This is a genomic window from Methanomassiliicoccus sp., assembly GCA_012719175.1.
Taxonomy (GTDB): domain Archaea; phylum Thermoplasmatota; class Thermoplasmata; order Methanomassiliicoccales; family Methanomassiliicoccaceae; genus UBA6.
Window position 1 is genome coordinate 72,564 of the sequence record JAAYAX010000014.1, and the last position, 26,691, is coordinate 99,254.

Sequence of the window (26,691 nt, forward strand, 5' to 3'; positions counted from 1 at the left end):
CTGAAGGAGTATAAGGACAAGCGCGACTTCTCCCGTACCCCTGAACCAGAGTCGGGCGGGGAGTCGGACGAGCCTTTCTTCGTAGTGCATGATCATCATGCTTCCAGCCACCATTACGATCTCCGGCTCCTGCTGGACGGGACGCTTAAGAGCTGGGCGGTCCCCAAGGGAGTGCCGGAGGAGATAAAGGTCAAGAGACTGGCAGTTCAGACCGAGGACCATCCTGTCTCCTATGGTGATTTCGAGGGCGAGATACCAGAGGGCGAGTACGGAGCGGGCAGGGTGGAGATATTCGACAAGGGCGGTTTCCAGCTCTTAGAGAGGAGGGAGGACACTATAGTCTTCAAGCTGAACGGCAGGAGGCTTAATGGCACCTATGCTCTGGTGAGGTTCAAGGGAAAGGAGTCCTCGGCAAAGAACTGGCTGGTCATGAGGACAAAGTGAAGAAAACTGAAAAAATGGTTTGGAAAGAAAGGGGGCTCACTTCTTCATTATCTTCATCCAGCCACCGCTCTCGAAGACACCCAGTCCTCTGGACTTGAGCGTCTTCTCGAACTCATCCCAGGGGATGATCTCCAGGCGGTCGTTGGATCCCTTGGTGAACTGAATTCCGTTCGTTCCCTTTACCCTGCCGGGCTTTAGACCTTTCTTCTTAGCTATTTCCTTGGCCTTATCGACGTTAATCTGCTCCATGACCAATGATTTCCCTCCTAGTTCGTTGTGGGCGATGATGGCCATACGACCCAGATAGTAATGGCTAGGACGCATATATAATATTTATCCTATAATGTTGACGAGCCAGTATCCAAAAAGGTTGGTGAAAGGGGGGCAATCAACGCTTTTTTTGGTAGAAAGTTGAAAAAGCCTGGCCATATTATCTATAAAATTATAACCGATAATTTGGTCATCAATAGTTTTATTCCTGTTCTGTATGCTTCTGGAACGGCTTGATATCATGTCCTTGTTCGGATCATCGGGAATAAGAGGGGTCATCGGTCAGGATTTCACCCCGGACCTCGCGATCAGCATCAGCGAGGCGGTCGCCAGCAACAACCATGAGATCGTGATCGGTCGGGACACGAGGACCACCGGCATGATGGTGTCCCAGGCGCTGATCGCCGGGGCCACCTCCATGGGGTCGAACGTCCACGATGCCGGAATGGTGTCCACCCCCACACTGGCCCGGGAGGCCGCGGGGTATGACTGCGGCATCATGGTCACCGCCTCCCATAATCCATCTCAATATAATGGTGTGAAGCTGTGGAATCCGGACGGTTCGGCCTTCGACACTCTCCAGATGACCGAGGTGGAGAACAGGATAATCAACAAGGCGTTCGAGCTAAAGAGCTGGCGGCATGTGGGTACGACATATGACCTGGAGGGGGCATTGGAGCGGCACGTAGAAGCGATCTCCAAGGCCCTGGGCTCCGCATCCGCCCAGGTGGTCCTGGACTGCGGTTGTGGGGCCACCTTCGAGGTCAGTCCCCGGACTCTTAGAACTCTTGGTTGCCATCTCACCACCCTGAACTGTCAGGCCGACGGCTTCTTCCCAGGGAGGACCCCCGAACCCACCGAGGACCAGCTGCAGGACCTGAAGGAGCTGGTGCTGAAGAAGAAGGCGGATGTGGGAATCGCCCATGATGGTGACGGGGATCGCATGGTGGCGGTGGACGACCGGGGACGGTTCATCGATGGTGACCGTCTCATCGCCCTGTTCGCCAGCTCCCTCAAGGTTAAGGGAGTGGTCGCGCCCATGGACGCCTCGATGGTCCTGGACGACCTGGTAGGCAAGGTCGTGAGGTGCAAGGTGGGGGACGTGTACGTGGCCGAAGCGCTGAAGCAGCACTCCCTGGAGTTCGGAGGGGAGCCGTCCGGCACCTACATTTTCCCCCAGGAAACGTACTGTCCAGATGGAGTGTACGCCGGCGCTCTGTTAGCAAAGATGGCCTCGGAACAGAAGCTATCCGAGGTGGTCGATGCCCTGCCCTCCTATCCCGCCAAGAGAACGTCCCACTTGTTCGAGGCCCGTGATCGGCAGGTAGTGGAGGAACGCCTGGCCTCTGCCGCATCACAACTGGATTGCGAACGCGTGCTTACGTTGGACGGCTTCCGTGCGGAGTACTCTGATGGGTGGTTCCTGGTGCGTTTGTCAGGCACGGAGCCCAAGCTGCGGGTGACCGTAGAGGCTCGGGAACGCGCGGAGCTGGAGAGGCTTTCGAACATCGCCTCGGACATGGTAGGGAGGTGCCTGAGATGAAGGCCCTGGTACTGGCTGCGGGAGAGGGCACCAGGCTGCGACCTCTCACCACCAACACACCCAAACCCCTCCTGCTGGTGGCGGGCAGGCCGTTCATGTCCCATGTCCTTGAAGCCCTTTCGGCCCTCGACGTCAAGGATATCTACATCCTAGTGGGCTGGAAGGCCAACAAGATCAAGGAATACTACGGTGACGGATCCCGCCTCGGGCTTCGGATCAAATATCTGGAGCAGAGGGAGCGGATGGGCACCGCGCACGCTATCGGATGCGCTGACGGATCAATAGATGAACCGTTCGTTTGCATCAATGGTGACGTGATCGTCTTCCAGGACGACATCAAGAGCATGATTGAAAAGCATGCGTCAACAGGGGCTCATGTGATGGGTACGGTCGCGGTGGAGCATCCCGAGCGCTTCGGTGTCATCGAGGCCAAGGACGACCGCCTGGTCCGCATCCACGAGAAGCCCAAGGTCCCCCCGACGAAGATGATCAATGCTGGGGCTTTCGTGTTCAATCCCGACATATTCGCCGCCATCAAGGCGACCCCCAAATCTGTACGGGGCGAGTACGAGATCACCGACACCCTGAACACCCTGGCCGAGAGTGACTGCGTTCACATCGAGGAACTGAAGCATGGGTGGATGGACGTGGGCCTTCCCTGGGACCTCCTGAGGGCGAACGAGATCCTCATGGCCCGCATCCGGGGGCGGGTCGAGGGCACCGTCGAACCCGGCGTGGTGCTCCAGGGCGAGGTGGTAGTGGAGCAGGGAGCGCGGATCAGGAGCGGCGCCTACATTGAGGGACCCACGTACATATCCGAAGGCTGCGACATCGGTCCCAACTGCTACATTCGCGCCTCCACCTGCCTTGGTCCGGGCGTCAAGGTGGGCGCCTCGGTGGAGGTTAAGAACTCCATCATCATGTCCAAGACCCATGTGCCTCACCACAACTATGTCGGCGACAGCATACTGGGAGAGAGGTGCAATCTGGGCGCAGGTACCAAGGTGGCCAACCTGCGCTTCGACGACAAGCCCGTCAAGGTTACCTTCAAGGGGCAGCTCATCGACTCCGGCCGGAGAAAGCTGGGTGTCATCATGGGCGACGATGTCAAGACCGGCATCAATGCCATGATCGATCCAGGCACCATCGTGTTCGAGAACTCCATCATCGGGCCGGGGGCCATCGCCCGCGGGAACGTGGGTCCGGGGAGCAAAATATTGTGAGGCGCCTACACTATCTCTAAGGTGATCTTCGCACCCGCGCGGTCGTAGGGCTGCCAGCTCCCCCGGTCATAAGGGAGGCAGGTGATGATGTGGGTGTTGCCGAAGTTACTGAACAGGTGCAAGTCCTCGTCCGAGGGGCGGTTGGACGGCCCGGGGTGGGAGTGGACCGTGCCCACCACGCTGAAGTCGATAGGCAGCATGTGCAGCTGCATGGACGCGGAATGCTCGTTGGAGATGCTTCCAGGGAACAATAGTATCTCGGTTATTATGCCCTCCTCCGCCCTTAGAGCGGCCACGAACTCATTGGGGAAGGACTCTCGGGACGCCTCGTTGATCATGTCGAGGACGTCCCCCTCGATGCCCCATATCGACCTCCTCTTGCTCATGGAGAGCAGACCAGCTTCTCCCGGAGGCGGTCGTAGAAGTCCCGTTCGAAGCGGACGAAGCGGCTCTTGCCCTCGGCCTGGGTGAACTCTGTCGGTTCGTCCCCCTCCAGGGGGTGCTCGTGCTGCCCGTCGATAACGCACAGACAGGGCTTGGGGCGCGACAGCTCCAGCTGGACGCGGGAGGTGCTGGGCACCACCAGGGGCCGGGTGGCGAACTTGAATGGAGCCATAGGGGCGATGACGAAGGCGTCCATGCGGGGGTCTATCACCGGGCCACCCACGGACATGGCGTAGCACGTCGAGCCTGTGGGTGTGGATACGATGATGCCGTCGGCCCTGACGTCCATGGCCAGCTGGTCGTCGACGTACACGTGGAAATGCCTGATCTTGGCCACATGGGCGGTGTGGACCACGGACTCGTTGGTGGCATCGTACAGCTTGACCCCGGCCACCTTGGTAGCCACCTTGATTCGTTCCTCTATGAAGTAGTCCCCAGAAAGAAGGCGATCGATACCTGCGGCGAGGAAGGGTTCGGTCACCTCGGTGAGGAATCCCAGGGCGCCTGCGTTGACCCCGAGGATAGGCGCTCTGGTCCGCTGCAGGGAGCGTAGGATCGTGCCGTCCCCACCTACGGTTATCAGGACGTCCACGTCCATGTCCTCGATGGGCATCCCCGGTCTCCCGAACAGCCGGGCGATCCCGGACTCCAGGACCACGTCCTGTCCGTCGAGCTTGGTCATCACCTCCCTGCTCATCTTGATGGCCTCAGGTATCTCCGCGTTCGCCGTTATACCCAGCTTCATAACATCAGCTCCTTTACCCTAGGGTCCCCGTAGGCGAGGAAGTTGCTCCTGGCCGAGAGGTCGAAGGGCATGTCCAGACGTCTACCCTTCAGGTCGACGATGTCGCCACCCGCTTCCCTCAGTATGAGAGCGCTGGCCGCGATGTCGACCACCCGTATACCTTTCTCATAGACCTCAGTATTGAAATAGTATGCATCGAACCGACCCTGGGCCACCAGGGCCATCTCCAATGAAGCGCACCCCATGGCCCTGACCCTCGAGGACCTCTTGACCAACTCAAAGGCCCGGGGATGAGCGAAACGACCGAGATAGAAAAGCATGGCCGGTTCCTGTGTAGGGAGGCTTCGGACATGGAGGGTAGTGCCGTTCAGCGTGGCCCCATGACCTCTCTGAGCACGGTACAGGTCCCCGTTCACCAGGTCCAGCAGGATGGCGTGCTCGATATCGTCGAGGGAATTCCTTCCGACGGCCAGGGAGACGCTGAACAGCGGGATACCGTGCACGGAGTTGTGGGTGCCATCTATAGGGTCCACGACCAGGGTGTTCACATGGCCACGGTCGACGAAGCCTGCCTCCTCGCTGAGCACATTAAGTGGAAGGTCCCGCGCGTCGACCTCACGGAGGATGACGTCCTCGGCTATCTTGTCGATGCTTACAGTGGGCGTCCCGTCCGCGCCCATATACAGTTCCCTTCCACGGTCGAAATCACGGGGGAGGGCCTGCACCTCTTCCCTGACCAGCATGGCGATCCTTTCCAGCTCGGACTGCATCGCCTGCGGTATGCACACCCTCCTTTAACATTATTGCGAGGTGGGACCTACGACCATCTGGAAGGTGAACGGGTGTCCTACTCCTCCGGTAACCCCGGAGTGCGAGAAAAATACTGGCCTGGTCCAGCGGAGCCCATCCGTCCAGCGCTGGAAGGTCAGGGAGTATCCGTTCGCGTTGAACAGATCCTACTGTCGCCCCATGGAGGGCATGTCGCCCAGATTGGAGACAAGCTCCCTGACGCTGACCGCAGAGCCGTACTCCAGAGCTAGGGACCGGGCTTCCGGTGCCGGTAGGCCAGAGCGTACCAGCTCATGATAGAAGCGCTTCTCCGCCCTACGGGCCGCCCGCTTCATGCGGAGGTAGGATACGACCACCTTGAGGCCGATGCTGGGTCCGTACGCCACGGCGTACAGGACCGCGCTCCGGTCCTGCTGCTCCATCTTCAATCCTCCTGTGACCGCTCCTTCCTCTTCCATTCGCTGTCCCCGCTCTGCGCCACACCCTTCATGATGTTGCCCAGGGACATGTTGCTCATGTAGTCCCGGGTGAGCTGGTACGCCTGCTCGTTGGACATTCCCGATTCCTTCAGAGCCTTGAAGAAATTGGCCACGGCCTTCCCGTACTCCTCGCTCTCCTTGGCACCGTACAGTATCTTGGCCAGGCCTTCGAGGAGACCGGGTACGGTCTCGGACAGCACCTTCATGATGTCCCGTATCTGCTCTGCATCCGGCATTTCGTTGTTCGCCATTGTCTTTCACCCCTTGTCACGTTGAGAACGCTCGTGGCCACCGACCTCGCCGTTCTCGCATCGTCCTATGAGTGTTCACTTCACTTATTCAATCCGAGCACTTCTGACCACTTTTCGACCACTCTCGCCGAAACCGTGAAGGTCTTGGCCTTGCTTCCCCTCTCCTCGGTCAGCAGGTCCTGCCTCACCATGTCCTCCAGGCGCTCCCTCACGATCCTCCTGCTGGACGAACCTGTTCGACTCCTCAGCTCATCGGATATCTGGGAGATGTTCAGACCCGGTCGGTCCATGAGTATGCGCATGATCTCCCGGGACATAGAGTCCTTCAGCTCCGGCAGGATCACGTCCACTGCGATCACCCCGTGCCTCTGGTACAGGTCCAGCAGCCGGAAGTACTTCTGCACGATACCCTGGAACTGTCCCAACTGCTCCACTAACTGGGAGTAGGGTCGCGTGACCTCCCGCAGTGAGGACTCCAGGCTGGCGATGCGCTCAGTGAGCTCCTCTATCTTCCGGTCCTTGTCCTTGGCATCAGGCACCGTGTATGAAGCGCACCGACCGATAATAATACATAGGACTCCCTAGAGGCAGGGTCCGCACCGCATTTATTTATCGAGGGCGCGTTCCTGAAGCCTGAGGCTGATGATAAGGGGTACCGATCTCGAGGGCGTCTATACCGATGGGGAAAGGCTGTACACGCGCAACTCCGCGCCGGGCAAGGCCGTGTACGGGGAGCGCCTGGTCATCTCGGAGGAGGTCCAGTACCGGGAGTGGGTGCCCACGCGCAGCAAGCTGGCCGCCTATGTGAGGTCAGGGGGCACGTTCTTCCCCTTCCGCCGGTCCACCTCGGTCCTGTACCTGGGGGCGGCCAGCGGAACCACGGCGAGCCATATCGCCGATATCGTGACCGATGGTACGGTCTACTGTGTAGAGATCTCCCCGCGCTCCTTTCGCGACCTGGTCCCGGTGTGCGAGTCCCGCCCTAACATGGTCCCGTTCCTCGCCGATGCCACCAAGCCGCAGGAGTACTCCTTCGGGATCGCGGGAGTGGAGGTCGTCTACCAGGATATCGCCCAGAGGGGGCAGGCACAGATATTCATCAAGAACTTCAAGGCGTTCTCGGCCCGATGCGGGCTGCTGGTGATAAAATCCCGTTCCGAGGACGTGTCCCAGGACCCTCATCGCATCTACGAGGAATCGAAGAGGCAGCTCCAAAGCGCCGGGCTGAAGGTTCGGGAGGTGGTCAGGCTCGATCCTATGGAGAAGGACCATGCCATGATTGCGGTGGGTTCCCCATGAGGTACGTATACTGCATCGCCTTCGATGGTGACGACTTCGTCATGGTCTTCAACCCCAAGAGGAATGGCTGGGAGATGCCAGGTGGTAAGGTCGAGGCGGGAGAGAGCGACCTGGAGGCGGCGAAGAGGGAGTTCCGCGAGGAGGTAGGGCACGAGATGGTCGAGATCTCCAGCAAGGTGGAGTCCTCCGAAGTTACGGTCTTCGCAGCGCGCATGGGCCCCGGCGTCGATGCGGGGGAGATGACATGGCGACGGTTTCGGGACCTGCCGGAAAAGCTGTCCTTTCCCTTGGTGGAGTACCTCCCTTTGATCGCCTGGGCGAGAGAAGAGAAGCATGCTTCCGATCGCTGACAGGCCAGAAAGGAGGCCGTTAAAGATTAAATACTAGGATGGGAATTGGCTCTATCCTCGCCACCCAAACACCATTCGATTCACATTTGGAGACTTCACTATGGCCCGTATGCACGCCAGGAGAAGGGGCAAGTCCGGTTCCCAGCGCCCGCTGATCACCGAGAACCCTGCATGGGTGCCCCTAAACAAGGACGAGATAGAGGAAAAGATCATCGCCATGGGCAAGGACGGCATCCCCGCTGCCCGCATTGGCCTTTTGCTCCGTGACCAGCACGCCGTACCCGATGTAAAGCTGGCCACTGGAAGGACTGTTCTGGACATCCTCAAGGAGAACGACCTGCAGCCCACGATCCCCGACGACCTGATCGCTCTGATGAGGAAGGCCATCAACCTTCAGACCCACCTTATGGAAAACAAGAAGGACGTCGCCAATAAGCGGAACCTCCAAATGGTGGAGTCCAAGATCCGCCGCATCGTGAAGTACTACAAGCGCGAGGGAACTCTTCCCGCGGATTGGCAGTACTCTATCGCCAACGCTGAGCTATTGATTGAGTGATGGCGAATGGAACCAGGCACCACGTTGCCTGATAAACTTCTTTCTCGCATTTCTATAGCCAAGTCTGAGATTTATCGCTTCCAAGAGGTCCGCATCATCTCTCATTACGATGCGGACGGCATATCCTCCGCAGGCGTGCTATGCAACGCCCTCCTCAGGGCGGGCAAGCGCTTCCACACCACCATGACCAAGTCCCTCACCAAGGACCTTATCTCGGAGATGGCAGAGGGGTGCGACCTTTTAATCCTCAGTGACATGGGCTCCTCGCATCTGGATGCACTGGAGGGGTTGCCCTGCAAGGTGATCGTTCTCGACCATCATGCACCACCCCGGGACTCGGAGAAGGTGGTGCATGTCAACCCCCATCTAGTCGGGATCGACGGAATGACCTCCGGATCGGCTTCAGCCGTATGCATGCTCCTGGCTGTAGAGATGGACGAGCGCAACTGGGACCTCCTGGGAATCGCCTTCGCCGGCATAGCCGGGGACCGCCAGGCCATCCGGGGCCTATCAGGCCTGAACCAGTGGCTGTTCGAGGAGGGTTTAAAACGGAACGTGGTGGAGGTCCGACCAGGTTCGATGCTACCCGAGGGCGAGCTGCTGTCCGGCTTAGTGGGGTCCACCGATCCCTACGTCATCGGCGTTTCCGGCTCGCCGGAGGGTGCCAAGGTCCTCCTGGAGGAGGCTGGAATACCCGTGGGGGCGAGAGCAGAGGAGATCGAGGAGGCCCAGCGCATGAAGCTCTCTTCCTTGCTAGCATTGAAGCTCACAGCACAGGGGACACCTGTCATCACTCTTGATGAGGTGGTACACGAGCGCTATCATTTTCCCCGCTGGGACATGAGCGCGGATGCCTTCGCTGGTCTGCTCAACGCTTGCGGCCGCTCCAACAATGAGGGCGTGGGACTAGCCTTGGCCCTGGGGGACGAGGAGGCCATGAAGCATGCTCAAGCATTGAGACAAGAGTACGTGGACGAGGTGCAGGCGTCCCTCCTGCGGGTGATCGGGAAGGGCATCACCAAAGGTGAGAACATCCAATACTTTGTGAACGAGAACCTCGGCCTATCAGGCATACTCAGCGGTGTGACCATGCAGTATTTCGGGGACCGCGACAAGCCCACGCTCGCGCTGGCGGACACAGGGACGGAGATCAAGGTATCCTCCCGGGGAACGTTCGAGCTGCTGGACCAGGGAGTGGACCTGGCAGCGGCACTTCGGGAAAGCTCCCAGAAGGTAGGGGGAGTGGGGGGTGGGCACCGCATCGCTTCAGGCGCGACCGTGCCTCGCGGCCGGGAAAAGGAGTTCCTGGAACTCGTCGACAAGATGGTGGGGGAGCAGAAGGCCCAGAAAAAGGACGCCGCGTGATCAGCGCCAGGTAACTTCCACTTCATCGGTACGGAAGCGCTGGTCCACCTTGGTGTCCTCTACATTCATGCGGACGCCTGCCTTATGCATGAGCATGCCGGTCCAGGCGATCATGGCGCCGTTGTCGATGCACAGCTTGGGCTCGGGCACGTACATCTCCCCGCCCCGGTCGTGTGCCATCTGGGCCACCATAGCTCGGAGACGCTTGTTCTGCACCACGCCGCCCCCGAGGAGCACTTCGCTCTTCTCGATGTGCGCCATGGCTCTTTCGGTGACCTCCGACAGCATGGCGAAGCAGGTCTCCTGCACGGAGAAGCATATGTCCTCCAGCCTCTCGCCCTTGGCGCGGTGGGCCATGGCCGCGGTCATGATCCCTGAGAAGGCGAGGTCCATGCCCTTCACCGAGTACGGGAGGTCCAGCAGCTTATCGCCCTCCAAGGCCAGCTTCTCGATCTTCGGTCCCGCATAGTAACCCAGGCCCAGCTCCCGTCCCAGCTTGTCGAACATGTTCCCGATCCCGATGTCCAGGGTCTCCCCGAAGATGCGGAAGCGACCGTTGGTGAACGATATCACCTGAGTGTTGCCGCCGGAGGCGTATAATAGGACGGGATCGGTGCAATCGGTCTTGGCGACGCCCACCTCCAGGTGGGCGATGCAATGGTTCACCCCGACTATGGGGCGGTGGAGTGATATGGCCAGGGCCCGCGCGGCTGTGGCCACGGTGCGAAGGCACGGCCCCAAACCCGGACCCTGGGAGAAGCACACCACGTCCACATCACGGAGCGAGATGTTCGCACTTCCCACGGCCTTGTGTATCAAGGTTACAGCAACATCAGAATGGTGGTTGGCCGCCTCCCGAGGGTGGATGCCACCCTTCTCAGGACGGTACATGTCGAGCTCGTTCGCCAGGATATTGGCGTTCTCGTCCACGATCCCCACCCCACAGGTGTGGGCCGTACCCTCGATCCCCAGGCAGATCATATTGGTATGTTGGTCTAGACCTTCTTTCCGTTCTCGGACAGCTGATTGAGGCGGGCCATTATAGCTATGGCCCCTTCGGTGACCTCATCATCGACGACCAGTATAGGAGTGTGCTTGCCCAAGATCTCATAATATGCAGCTTCAGCGAGGCCCTCAGGAGTGGAGGTGTCCACCAGGCTGACGTCGAGAGCGGATGGAATTCTGTCCTTGATGTAGTCGCATTTCTGACATCCAGGCTTAGTAAAGAGCAAGATCTCTGGCATCTGATTCCCACCTCAATACGGGGGTGGGATTAATACATTTTCATAAAATCGCCTGTGCCTCCTGAGGTAGTGGTTTATATTGTCATATCACGATGACCAAATGGATGGGACGATGGGGACCAAATTGAGGGCTCAATGCAAGGCCTGTGGCTTTCGGTCCGAGGACCTATACACAGGCTTCGGTTTCCAGGGCGCAGGGGATCACTATATGTGGCCAGCAATATGCCCGAAGTGCCAAAGCTTCGGCCTCAAGGACCAGCGACACCCCCCACAGACATGCCGGAGGTGTCGTTCGGTGATGGTGTTCTACGGCTCTCAGGATTTCTCGCAGAAATACTATCCTGACCGAACCACGGCGGAGCCCGTGGGAGAGGATGCCTCCTCCAACATCCTGACTGGCCGCCATGTTTGTCCGTCCTGCGGTAAGGTGGAGCTCACCTTCGAGGACGTAGGGTACTGGTCCTGATGGAATTAGTAAGCTCTATCATCGGAGATCACCGTTGTCCTCAAGGCGTGCATCGATGTTGAAAACATCATCATTTTTCTCCCGAAGAGGATAGGTCCGGGGTACATCCTATAAATATATCATCCTCACAATGAAAACGAGAATTAGATGAGAGCGAACAAAATTCGCTGCTCGACCATGATACCTAAGGGGGGGACGGTCGGGCAGACGTTGATTCCAGATAGCCCTAGCTATTACGGACAGAGGTGCAGCTAATGATGCAAGACGTGCCGATGGCCAAAGTATTGGGCATGGGTGTGTTCGAGGTCGGTTGCGTAGCTTTAGCATGGTCCATCTATAGCCTGATACCGCGCGAGGGCATGTACGTGCTGGATGCCTCCGCCATGACCTCATTGATGGTGAACATGCTAACATTGGCAGTGGCAGCCATCCTTATTTCCACGGGTATGTTCTTTGTGGTCTACGGAGAGGACCTGTTCGATTGACGGTTCTCGATACTGGGCCATTCTGATGGTAAACTTTCGATGTACATGTTGGGTGTAGGGCGACCTCGGCTCCCTACGTTCATTTCTTATCCTACGCTCTTTTGAGGATTATCCCAATTTATTCTCAATATGAATAATAAACATATCCAGTGTGATATTAAGATCAATTTTCCCCTCTGGCCAACAGCGAAAAAGATATAGACCAGGACGATATATGGACAAATCCCGCAATATAAGGGCTCATGGTCTAGTGGCTATGACGTCTCCCTGACACGGAGGAGATCGCCGGTTCGAATCCGGCTGAGCCCACTCATTTTCACTATCAAATCTTGTCATTCCGGAGGTTCCAACTCCAGACTCACACTAACCAAGTTCATCCACCTAGTCCATGGTGGTCTGAGGGAAGCAGGATGGACGAACAGATACGATATGTCGGAGATCGTGACCCTAGGTTTGTTACCGTGCGACGGGGCGGTGTATTGCAGGATACCGATCATCGGCTTCTTGCTCTTTGGGCAGCCGATTGTGCTGAGCACGTGCTACACCTATTCGAGGGGGAGAAGCCCGATGACGACCGTCCACGGCGTGCCATAGAAAGGGCGCGTGCCTGGTCGCGAGGTGAGATCACGATGTCGCAGGCCCGCTTGGCCTCCTCTGTCGCACATGCTGCGGCCAGGGAGACCTCGGGGGCCGCTCGGGAGGCGGCCCGCGCCGCTGGTCACGCCGTGGCGGTTGCTCACATGGCCGATCATGAACTCGGTGCATCCGCCTACGGGATCAGAGCCGTTCGTGCGGCAAGCCCAGAAGAAGGACGTAGTGAGGCTGGCCGCCTAGAATGTCAGTGGCAACGTGCTCAACTGCCGGGAGCGATCAGGGAGCTCGTGCTTGATGACCAGAGGCTGCGCAATAGAAAATTTTGGTCCTTATTTGAACTATAATGGCATGCTCCGTCTATAGTCATCATGACTCAGGGACGCTCCTCTACCGTGACCATCATCCTCCCGATCCACGCTACTTGCGGGCGACAAAGCTGATCGAACTATGACCTCTTCCGCCCGGCGGTTCCCTCACTCCTCATCCTTCTGGAACTGTTTTGACCGTTGGACCATCGATCATGGTTAACGGGTCACCAGTTCATACTTCCGGCTGCCCAGGCCGATCTCCTCCCCGTAACTGAGCTGGACGCTGGGGTCGGTGAAGGCCCTGAGGCCGCGAAACTTGTACATGCCCACCTCCATGCTGCTCTCCAGCATCGAAGCGGAAAGACCGAACTGAGCGTTCACCAGGTCATAGCTAGCCTGGTCGATGGCCACGGGGTCGGTTGACGCCAGGAAACCGATGTCCGGTACGATGGGTGCGTCGCTCCAGGGGCAGCAGTCACAATCGGGTGTTATATTGGTCAAGAAACTGATGTAGCCAACGCGCCCCTCGTGCACCTTGGCCACGCCATAGGCGTACTCGGTCATCCTCTCCATGAAAGGGACGATAGAAGAGGTTCAGTCGAGCTCGATGGCGTTCTCCTGACAGACGGTCATGCACTCCCCGCAGCCGATGCACCTATCCCCGGCCACCGTAGCCTTGCCTTGGCTCAGGGATATGGCTCCCTCCGGACAGACCTCCTCGCAGGAACCGCAACCGATGCAGGAGTCATGCTTCACCTCCATGCTGCAGGCGTGCTGCTCCTTCTTGCCCACGGTCGTCGCTCCGCCCATGGCCAGGTTCTTGATGGCCCCGCCGAAGCCGGCCATCTCGTGGGCCTTGAAGTGGGTCATCACGATCATGCTATCTACGTTCACAATATCTCTGGCCAGCTTCACCGAGGAGAAATGCTTCTTACCGATCTGTACCTCCTTGACGTTATCGCTTCGCAGGCCATCGGCGATCATCAGCGGCGCACCCGTGACCGTTAGATCGAAACCATGTTCCAGGGCCGTGATGAGGTGATCGACCGCGTTGTGGCGGCTGCCGGAGTACAGGGTGTTGGTATCGGTCAGGAAAGGCTTGGCCCCCCTGGCCTTGACACGGTCCACGATCGAACGGACCAGGACGGGGCTGATGTAGCCGTCATTGCCCTTCTCCCCGAAATGGAGCTTGATCGCTGTCAGATCACCATCCCCTATGAACTGCCCGAACTGTGCCTGGTCGAACAAGGTCCCGACCTTATTGATCTTATTGCTCTTATCGCCCCTCGACCGCAGGTTCTGAAAGTAAACTTTGCTAGTCATGATCTCACCTTGACCGTTGTTCTAGGATTTGACCAGCATCGCCGATGGATGAAATTTATATAAAACAGATGCAACGAGCAGGTAGAACATACGAAAAAAGGCAAGGTGGACCTCATCTTGTCGGGGCAGGAGGTTTCATGATCCATCCTCTACATGCTTTGCTAAGTCGGCGTGGGGGACCTCGATGACCACATTACGTTGGTTTGGATGTCGAAGATGACTTAGCCTCTATTCGCCAGCGGGCCAGGTCCTCTTGCCTTGGATCACGGGTGCTTAGTCTGTAATGTCCCATCGTCGAACCCGTCGCCCAGATGGGTCCCGTCACAGAAAGGGTGTATCTTGGACCGGCCGCAGCGGCACAACGTCACCCGGTTCCTGCGCTCATAGGTGAAACCGTCTGCGCTCTCGACAGGTATACCGCCCTTCACCCACAGGGGGCCGCTTATCCTGCGGCCGGGGTCCTGGGTCACGCTGATAATCCTTTCGAGCTGCGGTTCGATCACGGGGCCTTGCTTTTCGTATGCTACCAAACGTCCGGCCGAACACTGTCCGATTATCTCGATGGCCTTGTCCTTTTTGGAGGGATCAGAGGACCCCTGCACCAACTTCCATACTCCGCCTGACCTCTGGCAGAACTGAGCGCGTGCACATATCTCGGTCCTGTCCCTCATGTCTAGTCCAGGGCCGGAGAGAAGCTGGGACCGCTCGATATAGTTGTCGCGGGGAGCCTTCTCCTTACCCTCGAACCCAATATCAAGATGTGTCATATCACAATATGGGGCCTTCTTTGAGCTTCCACAGCGACAGAGGGTGTAGGTCTCCTGCTCAGGAAAATTCCGGGTCTTCGACCACTCTGTGGGCATGCCATCCTCATCCCTTAACGTGGTCTCTTCGATCAAAGGTACCTTTCCCGTTACGAGATAGGGGCCGTTCTTGCATACCTTGATCCTGGCTTCATCTCTGGCGACCATGAACCGACTCCTAGTCGCTGTAATGAGACATCGAGCATAAGTCCTTTGCACCAAAGGGAGATGGACGTCGGGGATCTCGTTCCCTCTAACGCCTAATGCTCGTTCATTCTCGCAGAGAACGCCCTCACCGGAACTTCCATACTGCCAGAAGGGCGACGGTCATGGCCACCGTGGCCGCAGTCACAGCAAGGACCATGTTCGTCTCGTCGGCCCTAATGACCTCCTTGTTCGCAGAGCCGGATATCGTGATGTTGTTATCAGTGGAGCTGCTGTTCGCCTCCGTTTCCGGGGAGAGCAGAGAGCGCCAGTTGAGCCTGGACTCCAACCTGTTCAAGACCTCCGTCCATGATGAGCGGTCGGAGGTCACATCGACAGTGCTGTTCGTTGTGGCGTTTCCAAAATGGCCATTCTGATCGATGATGAGAGGAGCGGTATCGTTGGTCACCGGATCGGTGGTGTTCTGAGAGCGCTCCTCAGTATCGTTCGACTGCGTCCCCTCAGTGTTGTTGGAAGAGGCCTCTTCAGTGTCATTGGTCGGGACCTCCTTGGTCTCGTTCTCGATGGCCTCAGGTTCCGGCACCTCTTCATCATCCTCCACCGGCACCACTATGGGTTCTGGCGGTTCGGTAACTATCAGCGTGAAGTTCTGATACGCCCCCCTCCCTTCCGACGCCGAGGCCGATATGCTCACGTTGTAGGAACCAGGGGCTTCGGGGACGCCAGAGACCAGGCCCGATGACGAGATGGTGAGAAAGTCGGCGTCTGTAGCGAGGGTCAGCGTCGAGGCCACGGATGTGTTCACTTGATAGGAATAAGTGTTATTGACGGTGGCATTGGTCAATGGGTTAGAGGTGAACTCGATCTCCGGGAGCGGGTCTCTCTCGACCTCGGGGTCGGGGAGTAATCCTCCGGTGTAGGGATATCTTGGGGTTCCGGTCAAAACCATCGTGCCTATCATCTGGCCACCTGCGGTCCAGATGGTCTGCTCACCGAAGGCCCATCGGGTCAGGGGGTACACCCCGTTGTATCCCAGCTCTCCCCAGTAGAGAGGTCTGCCGCAAGCGTCCGCCCAGGCCTCAGGGTCTTTGAAAAGATATTCGTTACTGGTACCGCTGGCGGAAGCATAGTAATGACGATGAAGGATCTCGAATCCGCAGTTGCCTGTGGCCAGCTTGAAGTCGGAGAGCCCCCAGCCGAACATCTTGCCGAGGCCCGCGATGCCCATGGTCCGGGGATGGGTGGAATAGCCGTCGGTGGCCGCGGCCACAGCCTTGGCCCAGTTGTTGAACCCGGTCTTGCCACCGTTGGTCGACCAGTAGTTGGTATAGCAGTTGTCATGGTCGGGCTCGTTGAAAACGTCGTACATGGCGATGGCATCCTCGCCCTCCAACGCGATCATTGTGTCCCGGACATAAGCGATGTAACGAGCGTAAGCGGTGCTGGATATGTTGAACACAGAGCCGGAGCCCCCATAAGCATAGGTCGGGTATTCCTGGGACCCGGCCATAACAAAGCACAGCCAGACGCCATGCTGCTCGGCCTGCGCACATATCAGCTTCAGCATGGAGATATACTCATCGTGATGGTTCAACCATGCCTGGTACTGGATCCTGGAGCCCCAGGCATCCCCGGCACCGAGCCTAACCATGTTGCAATCATAATACTCGGTTATCGCAAAGTACTGATGCCAGAACTGCTCGGCGGTCTCATGATAAGGTATGTAACCTTTGTTGCTGGTGTCAGGCCCGTTCAGATGGGACGTCCTGCCGGCCGCACCTGTCTCCCCTTCTATGTATGCCAGTATGGCGTTCTGCAGGGCGGTGGTCTCCACCACTCCGAAGAACTTTTGGGAGGTGACCTCACCGTCGAGTAGGATCTTGGTTCCTGATACACCGATCCGGCCGTAGGCCGTGGTCGTTGTTTCAGCAGAAGCGGAGGGAGTGTCAACTATCATGGAGAATCCAGGTAGGACCATCGCTGCGATGATCAGCGTTACCGCTAAATGATGTTTATACCTGCTCACCTATAATCCCTCACGAAGAGTACCACGTTCACCGGGTTGGAGGGTACTTGAACATTTCTTTCCTAGTACCAAAATTAAAATCTATGAATAAATATTGTAAAATATAATAGTAAACTACATCCTCTCCTTAGAGCACTATCGTTACTCCAGGTCGTTCATATAACAATTATTCATATTATCATATAAAATATCAATGACGTTTTCTTCTCTTCAAATCTTGATAGCATCCGGGAGCGTGTTCTCATCCCTCACCGCAGCTGGTCCTCGAAGCAGGCCCAAGCGTTCTCATCCTCCCATATCCTGATCATCAAGGTGCGTTCCCCAGCATCACCGAGCTCTTCCCTCACCCTCCTCCATATCTCCACTGCCAGGTTCTCCATCGTGGGGGAGCACGAGGAGAACTCAGGGAGATCGTTGAGCACGACATCTCGATAGCGCTCCAGCACCGAACCCATGATCTCCTTGAGCACGGTGATGTCTATCAGGAAACCGCTGTCATCCACCTGGGAGCCCCGGACGATGGCCTCCACCGTGTAATCATGGTAGTGCTCCTCCCTCTCAGCATTGGAGGATTGTGGAAGGTAGTGTCGTGACCTCATGGTCATGCTGAGCCCTGTCTCGAACAAGATCAAGCCTCCGGATAAGTAATCAACACCTGTAGGGCTTTATGACCGCTCTCATCGAGCAGCCGATAGGCAGAGGTGGCTTCTGCGATGGGGAAGCGATGGGTGATTAGTTGAGAGGGGGACACCTGCCGGATGAGCTTCCAAGTTATCTCGGCCCTCCTCTCCTTGGACCATCTGCAGGAGAGGTCCCCGGATATCCTGCTCACCTGGCTGCTGAAGATCCGGAGCCGTTGTCGGTGAAACTCGTCTCCCAGACGGCAGCCCTGGGGAGATGTGCCGTACCAGGAACCGACGATTATCCTCCCCTCCAGGGCGGCGATGCCGATGGCAAGCTCCAGGCCCTCGGGGGTGCCGCTGAGCTCGATGACCAGGTCGACCTTCCTCATGGCAAGCCCAACATCCTCGAGGAACTGGTGTGGCCCACCAGTGGGGTCGACGCACGCTTCTGCACCTATCCCTCGTGAGCGCTCCTGCCTCAGGCAATATCTGTCTGCGGCCACTAGGTGCCCCAGGGGCATCCTGGACAGTATGGCTGTGGTCAGTAAGCCGATGATGCCCTGCCCCAGCACCGCCACGTTCTCACCCACGATGGGGGCGGCGTCCATTGTCAAGGAGAGCGCGGTCTCCATCGCAGGGAAGAAGACGGCGTCCTCCACGTTCATCCCTGCGGGGACGGGTCGCACCTCGCCAAGAGGTAAGGTGAAGCGGCTCTCGTGAGGATGGAAACAGAACACCTCCCTCCCCACCCATGATAGGGGTACTCCCTCGCCCGTCGTCTCCACCACGCCCACGGTTGCATAACCGTATTTGTATGGATATTGCAGCCGTGATCTTATCGATGCTATGGTCTCGTCCAGAGGTGTGCCCTCTCCCACTAGGCCCCGGTAGAACAGCATCTCCGTTCCCGCGCTGATAGCAGATATGACGCTGCGAACGGTGACCTCGCCCGCTCCCGGTGAGGGGACCGCCTCCTGCCTCACCTCCACTCTGCGGGGGGCCGTGTGATACAAAGACCATCGCTCCATGTTCCTCGCCCATTGTGGTATGGGCATCCTGCCATCATGATAATATCGCAACCGGGCGTACTTGAACCGCCCTCATCATATTCTCGGCCGGGGGCCCGGATTATCTATATTAGCGTCTTCGATGTTGAGCATGTTGAGGTGGAGGTAAATGAGCGATCGCCATGTGACCATAGGGCTGGTACAGATGAGCATGACGCAGGACCCTGATACCAATATCCGGAAGGCCGGCCGTATGATAAAGGAGGCCGCACGGAGAGGCGCTGAGATCGTGTGCCTGCCCGAGCTCTTCACCACCCCATACTTCCCTCAGTACGACACCTCGGAAGGCCGAGGCCGCGAGTTAGCCCCCCATGAGGCCATCCCTGGTCCTTCTACCACAGCGCTTTCCGAGGCGGCCGTGGAGTCCGGGGCCATCGTGATCGGCGGCTCCATATACGAGGAGGAGGGCGATAGGCTCTTCAACACCGCTCCTGTGCTGGACGGGAACGGGCACCTGCTGGGCAAGTATCGCAAGACCCATATACCCCACGATGAGAACTTCTTCGAGCAGAGCTTCTTCGATCCCGGCGACACCGGCTTCCAGGTGTTTGGCACCTCCCGCGGCCGCATCGGGGTTCTCATCTGTTACGACCAGTGGTACCCAGAGGCCGCGCGCTCCGTGGCCCTCATAGGCGCGGACATGGTGTTCTACCCCACAGCCATCGGGACGGTCAGAGGAATAGAGCAGTGGGAGGGTGATTGGCAGGAAGCCTGGGAGAACGTGATGCGTGGCCATGCCATCGCCAACGGAATGGTGGTGGCGGCCTGCAACCGGGTGGGTAACGAGGGGGGCATGGACTTCTGGGGAGGGAGCTTCGTCATCGACGCTTTCGGCAAGACCCTCTCCCGGGGCTCCTCCGAGGAGGAGATCGTGCTCGCCACCGTCGACCTGGAGCATGGTGAGAACGTCCGCCAGGGTTGGAGGTTCTTCCCCAACCGCCGCCCCGAATGCTATGCCAAGCTCACTGAGCCCTTGTAGAAGGAGTGAACGAGGAGGATTCATCATGGAAAAGACGACCCCTAGGAACCTGGACTATTATATGCCACCTGAATGGGCCAGGCACGAGGCCACCTGGCTCTCCTGGCCGAAGAATCCCCTGACCTTCCCCGGCGATGTGCTGGAAGGGGTCGAGGACACCTTTGTCCAGATGATCGCCGCCCTCAGCCCGGGGGAGAAGGTGAAGCTCCTCGTGAATGATGGGGCGATGGAGGAGCGCGCCCGCAAGAAATTGAGAGGAGGGGACGTCAACATGGAGAACGTGCTTTTCCTGCGCATCCCCAGCGCCGATGTGTGGATACGCGACTACGGACCCACCTTCCTCCTTAACCAGAAACGCCCATGGAAGGCCGGGGTGAAGTGGCGGTTCAACGCCTGGGGCGGCAAGTACGATGATCTCATGTACGACGACCGGACGGGAGAGGACATCGTCCAAAACGCCCGGGTGAAGGTGTTCCGTCCCGGGATCGTCATGGAGGGCGGGTCCATTGATGTGAACGGACGGGGAGTGGTGCTCACCACCGAGCAGTGCCTGCTCAACCCCAACCGCAACCCGCACCTCTCCAAGGAGGACATAGAAACCTACCTGGAGCAGTACCTCAACATCAATGAGGTGGTGTGGCTGAGGTCGGGGATCGAGGGCGACGATACTGACGGGCATGTTGATGACTTCGCACGATTCGTGAGCCCGGATACAGTGGTGTGCGCCCATTCCGAGACCGGGGGCGGGCACAACCCCCAGGTGCTGCAGGCCAACCTGGACATCCTCACCTCGTACCGTGACCAATACGGCCGTCCCCTTGAGGTGCTGACGCTACCCATGCCCGAGCCCATACCCCTTCCTGAGGAGGAGAGGGTGCTGCCTGCCAGCTATGCCAACTTCTACATCGGCAACGACGTTGTGCTCGTACCGGTGTTCGATGACTCTCATGACCAGGAGGCGGTCAGACTTCTAGAGAGGTGCTTCCCCGGGCGCAAGACAGTGCCCATACTGGCCCGCGACCTGGTGTACGGCTATGGCGGGTTCCACTGCGCCACCCAACAGGAACCGGCTGTGGATACGAAGCTCTTCGAGGGACTGCAAAAATGATCGAAAAGGTTCATTTGAGCGGCCCTTTCAGAACGTCCTTGTAGGATGCAGGAGGCAAGGGTGGATCTTTTCCGTGATGCTGATACTAAGCCCTGCCTCTTTCGGCTTTGGCATGCAGGACCAGTTCCCTGATCGACCTCGCCGCCGCTTCTACGTCCTCTGCCCCCAGGACCGCGGATATCACCGCTACCCCGTCCGCCCCGGCCGCCACCACATCCTTGACGTTAGCGCTGTTCACGCCTCCGATGGCGATCACAGGGATTCCCACGGCCGCTCTGATCTCGCTGAGCACCTCCAAGCCATGACCGGGTCCAGCATCGTCCTTGGTGGGCGTGGAGAAGACCGGGCTGAGGGCGATGTAATCGGCACCGTCCCGCTCCGCCGCCACGGCCTCCTCCACTGAACCCACCGATGCTCCCACGATGAAGGATGGAAGGGTGAGGGAGCGGGCAGCGGCGACAGGGAGGTCAGACTGACCCAGGTGGACCCCGTCCGCCCCGGCCGCCAGAGCTATGTCCAGCCTGTCGTTGATGATGAACGTGGCCCGGGAAGCGCGGACCCGAGCGCCCATGTCTAGGGCCAAACCGTACAGGTCGCGTCCCGACAAGGACTTGTCACGCAGCTGAATGACATCTGCTCCTCCGGCCAGGGCGGCCTTGACCATGGACATATGATCACGGCCCCGGGATGCCTGGCTATCGGTGACTATGTACAGGTCCATCCTGGCCGTCAAGGTTCCCTCACCTTCGCATCTGTCTCCAGATCTTTGGGTATCAAGGACGAGACCTCATCGAGCATGGCGATCTTGAAGGAATATGGTGACAAGGCCTTTAACGCGGCGCGTTCCCCAGCGATGCCGAAAGCAGCCAGGGCGGCGGCGGAGGACCGCACGTGGTCCTTGAAGGCTGCGGCGAACGCTCCCACCAGGGAGGAGGCCATGCAGCCGGTTCCAGAGATCCTCCCCATCATCTCATGGCCGTTGTTCACCAGGAGGGTGTCCTGCCCATCGGTGATGATGTCGGTGGGCCCGCTCATGACCACCACCGCTCCGGTACCTCTGGCCAGCGATCTGCAGGCATAGATGGGGTCCCCGGTCAGGCCATTGGAGTCCACCCCCCTGACGCTCCCTCCCACGCCTGCGAGGGTTCCGATCTCCCCTGCATTTCCCTTTATGATGTCGATGTGGAGGTCTCTCAGCAGGTTCTGGGCGGTTTCCGTGCGGTACCTTGTCGCCCCTGCCCCCACCGGGTCCAGGACGACGGGGATCTTCAGTTCGTTGGCCCGGCGACCGGCGAGGAGCATGGACCCAACCTGTTCCCTCCGGAGGGTGCCTATGTTCAGGACCAGCGCTCCAGCCATGGAGACCATCTCCGCGACCTCCTCTGGTGCCTCTGCCATCACCGGGGCCGCTCCAATAAAGAGGGTGATATTGGCACAGTCGTTTACCGTGACATAGTTGGTGATGTGATGGACCAGTGGCCTCTTCTCCTTCAAACTGACCAGGGCTCCTGATAGGGTTGTCATATCCATGATCGTTCCACCAGTATCGGGGACCGACACCGTTCGCGGCCGGCCCACGACCAGAGTCGAAGTAGGATGGAACGATATATAAGGGATATGCGGACGCGGCCTCGGCGACATCGTCCAACAGGAGCGCACAGGTTAATCTTCTCCATGTGATTACTATCCCCGGGTACCACCGCCATGGACAAGAGGACAGTGCTGCGTGGAGGGATTACCAGGGGGGAGTTCGACAGCATGAGGGACGACCTTAGACAGCTGTTCAGCGACCATCCCCGGGCCGAGATCACCATCCTGCTGCTCGACGAGGAGGGACACCGTATAGAGGACCTCACAAGCGCCCGCCGTTACGGCCTTGTCATCTATGAGGACGACATCCTCATCCACGAGGAGCTGGGGGATGTGTTCGAGGGCGTGCTCCGCCGATCTGGACAATGAGCATGCTCACAGCATAGGCTGACATCCATCCGTTCCTGGTCGTACCTTGTGGTCGATCAAGCAGGGTTGCTTCGACGAGCTTATGAGACCATCCTCCAGCTGAGTGGGGAACCATCGAACCTTATCTAATGTTCACGCATAGGGTATTAAGAGCTTGACCGTCATGGGCGAAAAAACGCTGTGATCGGGATGAAAGAGAGCACCTCCGGGTTGGACGCCATGTTCGCTGGCAATTTTCCGATGGCCAGACTACAGGCCTCTTATTTTGAGCAGGCATCTGCCTTCCGGCTGCAGATAGAGGTGACCTCCGCCTGTTCCGCTGATTGCTCGTACTGCTATGCCAAGAGGTCTTCCAAAGGAGAGCCTCTGACCGTCAGGGAGCTGAAAGAGCTGCTGCGAAGAGCTGCCTCCCTGGGCATCAAGCAGGTAGACTGGATGGGGGGGGACCCCTTGGAACACCCTGACTGGATCCAGCTCCTCCAGGCCGCGCGCTACAACGGGATGACCAACAACCTGTGGACGAGCGGCTCACGCCTCAACGATGTGGGCACGGCCAAGTGGGTGGTGGACCTCACCGAGGGCGGGTACGTCATGGTCCACCTTGACTCCCTCGATCCCGAGGTCTTGAGGTCGATCCGCTCCACATATAATCCTGCGATGATGAGTGACGCTTTACGAGGAGTGGAGCTGCTGCAGGACATCGGGAAGCCACCCTCGGAGATAGGGAACCTCCTCATGCTCACATCATTGCAGGGGCTTGAGGACATCAAGGAGACCATGACCGTCCTATACGAGGATTACGGGATGAGGACCTGCCTCATGTCCCTGAAGCCCGTAGACGGGTCAGGCGAGATGAGTTCTCTCATCCCCTCTCCGGACACGGTCAGCGCCGCCTATCGCTTCCGAGACTCGCTCTTCCTTCCTGGACGCACCATGGGGTGTCAGGACTTCCCCCGGGAGTACTGCGGCACCACGGTGTTCATCTCCCTGGACGGTGTGGTCTCCTCCTGCTACTCCCTGCGTCGTGAACTGGGATCCGTCCGGGAGCGGGACCTGGGTGACATCATCCTGGAAGAATCCTCCTCCCTCTTTTTCGATGAGTTCCGCAAGAGTACGGGACAGATGGTGTGCCGGTCCTGCGACAAGAGGGTCTGCTGGGGATGCAGGGCCAATGCCTTTTATTTCGGTGAAGGGTCAGATTCCCGGGATCCATTGTGCAACGGCGATCCTAATCCGATCGGGATGGACCTGCCGCATTAGTCGTAGAGGGTAGGTTCAAGGACGAACTTGCAATAGTTGCTCTTAATCCCGAAGCACTCAGACTGGGTCACCCTTAGGGGTACGCCCGTACGGCTGTCGAACACCGCTTCCAGTATGCCCTCGTTCAATATGCACAGGGTCTTTCCCACGTCCGGTACATCGGACATGTCGTAGTCGTCCTTGACTATGAGGGTCAGCGGCACCAAGGAGTACACGTTCAGCTCTCCCAGGTCATGCTGGGAGAAGAATTCCTTCACTTCGTCAATTAGGCCCTTGACATCGTTAGACCTCATGTGCCTGGACATCGCCGTTCCGATCTGCCGGCCTATATCCTTGAGAACCGGGTCCATGTTGAGGCCGATGGCCTCGACCCCGATGACCAGCGCCCTCAGCTCCCCCTTCAGGAACTTTGCCGGTGAACCGATGCTCTTGTCGATGATGCTGCCGATGGCCTTCGTGAGGTCCTCTCGGGGGACCACCGAACTGCCCACGGGCTTGGACACCAGGTAGAATATCTTCCGTCGGTTGTCGGTGGGATCGTCCCTCGATGCCACCAGTCCCTCCTTCACCATCTTGTCCAGGTGCACTGACAGCGTGGACTGGGCCTTTCCAGTGAGCTGGGCGATCTCTGACAAGCTTAGGTCCCGCCTCTGGAGCTCACTGAGGATCTTCTGACGAACCGGGTTGGAGATCTGCTTCAGCCCGGAGCTGGTAGAATACACATCTAGGGCGGAGCTTTTCTTCATATGGTCAATGGACTAAATTGCTCCGTGCGTATTAAGTCTTAGCTAACGTTCGGTTAACGGCCGTTAAGCCAATGGTTTAGTATAGCGGATTGGAATGACTTCTGGGTCTGAATATGAGAGTGGTGAACGGCGAGCAGAGCACGGAGACCAGAGCGGTATGGTTCGACGACGGCAGGGTCCGGATGATAGACCAACGTCTCATACCCCAGCGATTCCAGGTCCTAGATCTCCTGGACCATACGGAGGTGGCCGAGGCCATCAGGAACATGACGGTAAGGGGGGCTCCGTCCATAGGGGCTGCGGCGGCCTACGGCATGGCCCTGGCGGCGCGCAATGGAGTGAACCTCGATATGGCCGCGGCGGAGCTCAAGGGAACGCGGCCCACGGCCTTCGACCTCTTCTATGCGGTGGACCACATGATGACCATGCTGGAGCGGGGCGACGATCCTGTCCAGGCGGCCGATGGCTACGCCGATCAGGTGGTGGAGAGGTGCCGCCGCATCGGGAACCACGGGGCCGAGCTCATCGAGGACGAGAACAACATCATGACCCACTGCAACGCAGGTGCCCTGGCTACAGTGGACATAGGGACCGCCCTCGCCCCTATACGAACGGCCTGGCACAGGGGACGGCGCATATATGTCTACGTTTCCGAGACCCGACCTCGCCTTCAGGGGATGAAGCTCACCGCCTGGGAGCTGTACAACGAGGGGATCCCTCACTCCATCATCGTTGACGGGGCGGCCGGTCATTTCCTTAGAAAAGATGTGAACCTGGTGATCGTGGGCGCGGACCGCATAGCCGCCAATGGGGACTTCGCCAACAAGATAGGCACATTCGACAAGGCGGTCCTGTGCCGCGAGCTGGCCGTCCCATTCTATGTGGCCGCGCCCGTCTCCAGCTTCGACTTCTCCATCGCCACCGGCAACGAGATAGTCATCGAGGACCGCTCCGAGGACGAGGTCACCCACGTGGGCAGGGAGCGGCTCGCTCCGGAGGGATCGCCCGCTCTCAACCCCTCCTTCGACATGACCCCCGCGAAGTACGTTACCGGCTTCATCACCGAGGTGGGGATACTGCGTCCTTCAGAAATAGAGCGGGTACGCAAGGCCCAGGTCACTGGGGATGAGATCTGATGGACGAGGGCAGGGGCAGGAAGGACCTCGCGGATATAGCGCGTTTATCCTATGAACGACGCCTCACCTTCGGATCGGGGGGCAACCTCAGCCTCCGCTTGGACGAGAGCACCATCCTGATAACGCCATCGGGGACCATTAAGGGTCTCCTCTTCCCGGAACAGATTATCAAAGTGGACCTGGGAACGGGCAAGGCCGAGCGCGGAAGGCCGTCCATGGAGACCCCTTTTCATACTGGCCTATACCGTGCCCGTCCGGACGTAGGGGCGGTGGTGCACCTGCACCCCCCCTCCTGCACCACGATGGCGTTGCTGGGCCGTGAGCTGCGGCCGGCCATAACACCAGAGGGGGTCCTCGTTCTGGGGCAGAAGGTGCCCATGATCGGCTACGCCACTCCGGGATCGTCGGAGCTGGCGGAAAACATCGTCAACGGCCTGACGAAGGATAACGCTGCGCTGCTGAAAAGCCATGGGGCGCTGGCAGTTGGTAAGGACATCATGGAGGCCTTCGCCCGCATGGAGACGATGGAGTACATCGCCTTCCTTCAGCTAAGGTGCGAAGAGCTGGGAGAACTTCCTGACCTTCCCCCCGAGGAAGTGGCCAGGATGACATCCAAAGATTGATGAGCCAGTAAGGAGTGG

At 58.6% G+C, this 26,691-nt stretch carries 30 protein-coding genes, 1 tRNA gene and 2 pseudogenes; 16 read left to right on the forward strand and 17 right to left on the reverse strand.

Annotation, left to right across the window (positions count from 1 at the left end; all coding sequences use genetic code 11):
• The gene (locus GXX95_10710; GenBank protein NLT38607.1) at positions 1-444 is read left to right on the forward strand and encodes a 3'-phosphoesterase; all 444 of its coding nucleotides are present in this window, start codon (positions 1-3) and stop codon (positions 442-444) included.
• 36 nt (positions 445-480) lie between these two features.
• On the opposite strand, the gene GXX95_10715 is transcribed toward GXX95_10710, so the two are convergent.
• Positions 481-693 (reverse strand): hypothetical protein, encoded by a 213-nt coding sequence (locus GXX95_10715; protein NLT38608.1) that lies wholly within the window; start codon positions 691-693, stop codon positions 481-483.
• A 262-nt stretch (positions 694-955) separates the two neighbouring features.
• On the opposite strand from GXX95_10715, the gene glmM reads away from it, so the two are divergent.
• A complete protein-coding gene (glmM, locus tag GXX95_10720) occupies positions 956-2,257 on the forward strand; it encodes a phosphoglucosamine mutase (protein NLT38609.1) in 1,302 nt (433 codons plus the stop codon).
• Positions 2,254-3,480 carry an NTP transferase domain-containing protein gene (locus tag GXX95_10725; protein ID NLT38610.1) on the forward strand — a complete coding sequence of 409 codons (1,227 nt, stop codon included), beginning with the start codon at positions 2,254-2,256 and terminating at the stop codon, positions 3,478-3,480. Before glmM ends, GXX95_10725 begins: the two co-directional genes overlap by 4 nt.
• Before the next feature lie 5 nt (positions 3,481-3,485).
• Here GXX95_10725 and GXX95_10730 read toward each other — a convergent pair whose 3' ends face one another.
• From GXX95_10730 to GXX95_10755, 6 genes are all read right to left on the reverse strand, one after another.
• Positions 3,486-3,866 carry a hypothetical protein gene (locus GXX95_10730; protein ID NLT38611.1) on the reverse strand — a complete coding sequence of 127 codons (381 nt, stop codon included), beginning with the start codon at positions 3,864-3,866 and terminating at the stop codon, positions 3,486-3,488.
• Positions 3,863-4,669, reverse strand: coding sequence for an NADH kinase (locus tag GXX95_10735; GenBank protein ID NLT38612.1), 807 nt, complete (start codon positions 4,667-4,669; stop codon positions 3,863-3,865). The genes GXX95_10730 and GXX95_10735 overlap by 4 nt, the downstream gene beginning before the upstream one ends.
• Entirely contained in the window at positions 4,666-5,439 is a 774-nt protein-coding gene (locus GXX95_10740) for a hypothetical protein (protein NLT38613.1), read from the reverse strand. Before GXX95_10740 ends, GXX95_10735 begins: the two co-directional genes overlap by 4 nt.
• Before the next feature lie 186 nt (positions 5,440-5,625).
• Positions 5,626-5,916, reverse strand: a complete 291-nt coding sequence (locus tag GXX95_10745; GenBank protein NLT38614.1) for a hypothetical protein — start codon at positions 5,914-5,916, stop codon at positions 5,626-5,628.
• Entirely contained in the window at positions 5,883-6,188 is a 306-nt protein-coding gene (locus GXX95_10750; GenBank protein ID NLT38615.1) for a hypothetical protein, read from the reverse strand. Before GXX95_10750 ends, GXX95_10745 begins: the two co-directional genes overlap by 34 nt.
• An 80-nt stretch (positions 6,189-6,268) precedes the next feature.
• The gene (locus GXX95_10755) at positions 6,269-6,727 is read right to left on the reverse strand and encodes a hypothetical protein (GenBank protein ID NLT38616.1); all 459 of its coding nucleotides are present in this window, start codon (positions 6,725-6,727) and stop codon (positions 6,269-6,271) included.
• A gap of 103 nt (positions 6,728-6,830) precedes the next feature.
• On the opposite strand from GXX95_10755, the gene GXX95_10760 reads away from it, so the two are divergent.
• From GXX95_10760 to GXX95_10775, 4 genes are all read left to right on the forward strand, one after another.
• Positions 6,831-7,487, forward strand: a complete 657-nt coding sequence (locus tag GXX95_10760; GenBank protein ID NLT38617.1) for a fibrillarin-like rRNA/tRNA 2'-O-methyltransferase — start codon at positions 6,831-6,833, stop codon at positions 7,485-7,487.
• Positions 7,484-7,837, forward strand: coding sequence for an NUDIX hydrolase (locus tag GXX95_10765; GenBank protein NLT38618.1), 354 nt, complete (start codon positions 7,484-7,486; stop codon positions 7,835-7,837). The genes GXX95_10760 and GXX95_10765 overlap by 4 nt, the downstream gene beginning before the upstream one ends.
• A gap of 100 nt (positions 7,838-7,937) precedes the next feature.
• Complete coding sequence (locus GXX95_10770; protein ID NLT38619.1) at positions 7,938-8,393, forward strand: 30S ribosomal protein S15; 456 nt, start codon at positions 7,938-7,940, stop codon at positions 8,391-8,393.
• Positions 8,394-8,399: 6 nt separating this feature from the next.
• Entirely contained in the window at positions 8,400-9,758 is a 1,359-nt protein-coding gene (locus GXX95_10775; protein ID NLT38620.1) for a DHH family phosphoesterase, read from the forward strand.
• On the opposite strand, the gene GXX95_10780 is transcribed toward GXX95_10775, so the two are convergent.
• Positions 9,759-10,739 (reverse strand): bifunctional N(6)-L-threonylcarbamoyladenine synthase/serine/threonine protein kinase, encoded by a 981-nt coding sequence (locus tag GXX95_10780; protein NLT38621.1) that lies wholly within the window; start codon positions 10,737-10,739, stop codon positions 9,759-9,761. It lies immediately after the preceding gene.
• Positions 10,740-10,753: 14 nt separating this feature from the next.
• Complete coding sequence (locus tag GXX95_10785) at positions 10,754-11,002, reverse strand: hypothetical protein (protein ID NLT38622.1); 249 nt, start codon at positions 11,000-11,002, stop codon at positions 10,754-10,756.
• A gap of 112 nt (positions 11,003-11,114) precedes the next feature.
• On the opposite strand from GXX95_10785, the gene GXX95_10790 reads away from it, so the two are divergent.
• From GXX95_10790 to GXX95_10805, 4 genes are all read left to right on the forward strand, one after another.
• Entirely contained in the window at positions 11,115-11,468 is a 354-nt protein-coding gene (locus tag GXX95_10790) for a hypothetical protein (GenBank protein NLT38623.1), read from the forward strand.
• 254 nt (positions 11,469-11,722) lie between these two features.
• On the forward strand, positions 11,723-11,953 hold the full coding sequence (locus GXX95_10795; protein NLT38624.1) for a hypothetical protein: 231 nt from the start codon (positions 11,723-11,725) through the stop codon (positions 11,951-11,953).
• A gap of 236 nt (positions 11,954-12,189) precedes the next feature.
• Positions 12,190-12,262: transfer RNA gene (locus tag GXX95_10800), tRNA-Val, on the forward strand.
• A 101-nt stretch (positions 12,263-12,363) separates the two neighbouring features.
• Positions 12,364-12,891 (forward strand): hypothetical protein, encoded by a 528-nt coding sequence (locus tag GXX95_10805; GenBank protein NLT38625.1) that lies wholly within the window; start codon positions 12,364-12,366, stop codon positions 12,889-12,891.
• 180 nt (positions 12,892-13,071) lie between these two features.
• On the opposite strand, the pseudogene GXX95_10810 reads toward GXX95_10805, so the two are convergent.
• The 5 genes and pseudogenes from GXX95_10810 to GXX95_10830 all read right to left on the reverse strand — a co-directional run bounded on the left by GXX95_10810 (position 13,072) and on the right by GXX95_10830 (position 18,850).
• Positions 13,072-14,178: pseudogene (locus GXX95_10810) on the reverse strand (DUF362 domain-containing protein).
• Between the two features lie 263 nt (positions 14,179-14,441).
• Complete coding sequence (locus GXX95_10815; protein ID NLT38626.1) at positions 14,442-15,149, reverse strand: iron-binding protein; 708 nt, start codon at positions 15,147-15,149, stop codon at positions 14,442-14,444.
• Between the two features lie 124 nt (positions 15,150-15,273).
• The gene (locus GXX95_10820) at positions 15,274-17,172 is read right to left on the reverse strand and encodes a hypothetical protein (GenBank protein NLT38627.1); all 1,899 of its coding nucleotides are present in this window, start codon (positions 17,170-17,172) and stop codon (positions 15,274-15,276) included.
• A 248-nt stretch (positions 17,173-17,420) separates the two neighbouring features.
• Positions 17,421-17,798 (reverse strand): 6-carboxytetrahydropterin synthase, encoded by a 378-nt coding sequence (locus GXX95_10825; GenBank protein ID NLT38628.1) that lies wholly within the window; start codon positions 17,796-17,798, stop codon positions 17,421-17,423.
• Between the two features lie 2 nt (positions 17,799-17,800).
• A complete protein-coding gene (locus GXX95_10830; GenBank protein ID NLT38629.1) occupies positions 17,801-18,850 on the reverse strand; it encodes a zinc-binding alcohol dehydrogenase in 1,050 nt (349 codons plus the stop codon).
• A 121-nt stretch (positions 18,851-18,971) separates the two neighbouring features.
• On the opposite strand from GXX95_10830, the pseudogene GXX95_10835 reads away from it, so the two are divergent.
• Positions 18,972-20,949: pseudogene (locus GXX95_10835) on the forward strand (peptidyl-arginine deiminase).
• Between the two features lie 85 nt (positions 20,950-21,034).
• Here GXX95_10835 and thiE read toward each other — a convergent pair.
• Both thiE and thiM read right to left on the reverse strand, forming a co-directional pair.
• On the reverse strand, positions 21,035-21,670 hold the full coding sequence (gene thiE / locus GXX95_10840; GenBank protein NLT38630.1) for a thiamine phosphate synthase: 636 nt from the start codon (positions 21,668-21,670) through the stop codon (positions 21,035-21,037).
• Positions 21,671-21,678: 8 nt separating this feature from the next.
• A complete protein-coding gene (gene thiM, locus GXX95_10845; GenBank protein NLT38631.1) occupies positions 21,679-22,479 on the reverse strand; it encodes a hydroxyethylthiazole kinase in 801 nt (266 codons plus the stop codon).
• 174 nt (positions 22,480-22,653) lie between these two features.
• On the opposite strand from thiM, the gene GXX95_10850 reads away from it, so the two are divergent.
• Positions 22,654-22,908 carry a hypothetical protein gene (locus GXX95_10850; GenBank protein NLT38632.1) on the forward strand — a complete coding sequence of 85 codons (255 nt, stop codon included), beginning with the start codon at positions 22,654-22,656 and terminating at the stop codon, positions 22,906-22,908.
• Positions 22,909-23,097: 189 nt separating this feature from the next.
• The gene (locus GXX95_10855) at positions 23,098-24,168 is read left to right on the forward strand and encodes a radical SAM protein (protein ID NLT38633.1); all 1,071 of its coding nucleotides are present in this window, start codon (positions 23,098-23,100) and stop codon (positions 24,166-24,168) included.
• Here the strand turns inward: GXX95_10855 and GXX95_10860 are convergent.
• Complete coding sequence (locus GXX95_10860; protein ID NLT38634.1) at positions 24,165-24,914, reverse strand: ArsR family transcriptional regulator; 750 nt, start codon at positions 24,912-24,914, stop codon at positions 24,165-24,167. The genes GXX95_10855 and GXX95_10860 overlap by 4 nt on opposite strands.
• A gap of 113 nt (positions 24,915-25,027) precedes the next feature.
• Between GXX95_10860 and mtnA the strand changes: the two genes are divergently transcribed.
• Complete coding sequence (gene mtnA / locus GXX95_10865) at positions 25,028-26,050, forward strand: S-methyl-5-thioribose-1-phosphate isomerase (GenBank protein ID NLT38635.1); 1,023 nt, start codon at positions 25,028-25,030, stop codon at positions 26,048-26,050.
• The gene (locus GXX95_10870; GenBank protein ID NLT38636.1) at positions 26,050-26,673 is read left to right on the forward strand and encodes a class II aldolase/adducin family protein; all 624 of its coding nucleotides are present in this window, start codon (positions 26,050-26,052) and stop codon (positions 26,671-26,673) included. The genes mtnA and GXX95_10870 overlap by 1 nt, the downstream gene beginning before the upstream one ends.
• The last annotated feature ends 18 nt before the right edge of the window (positions 26,674-26,691 follow it).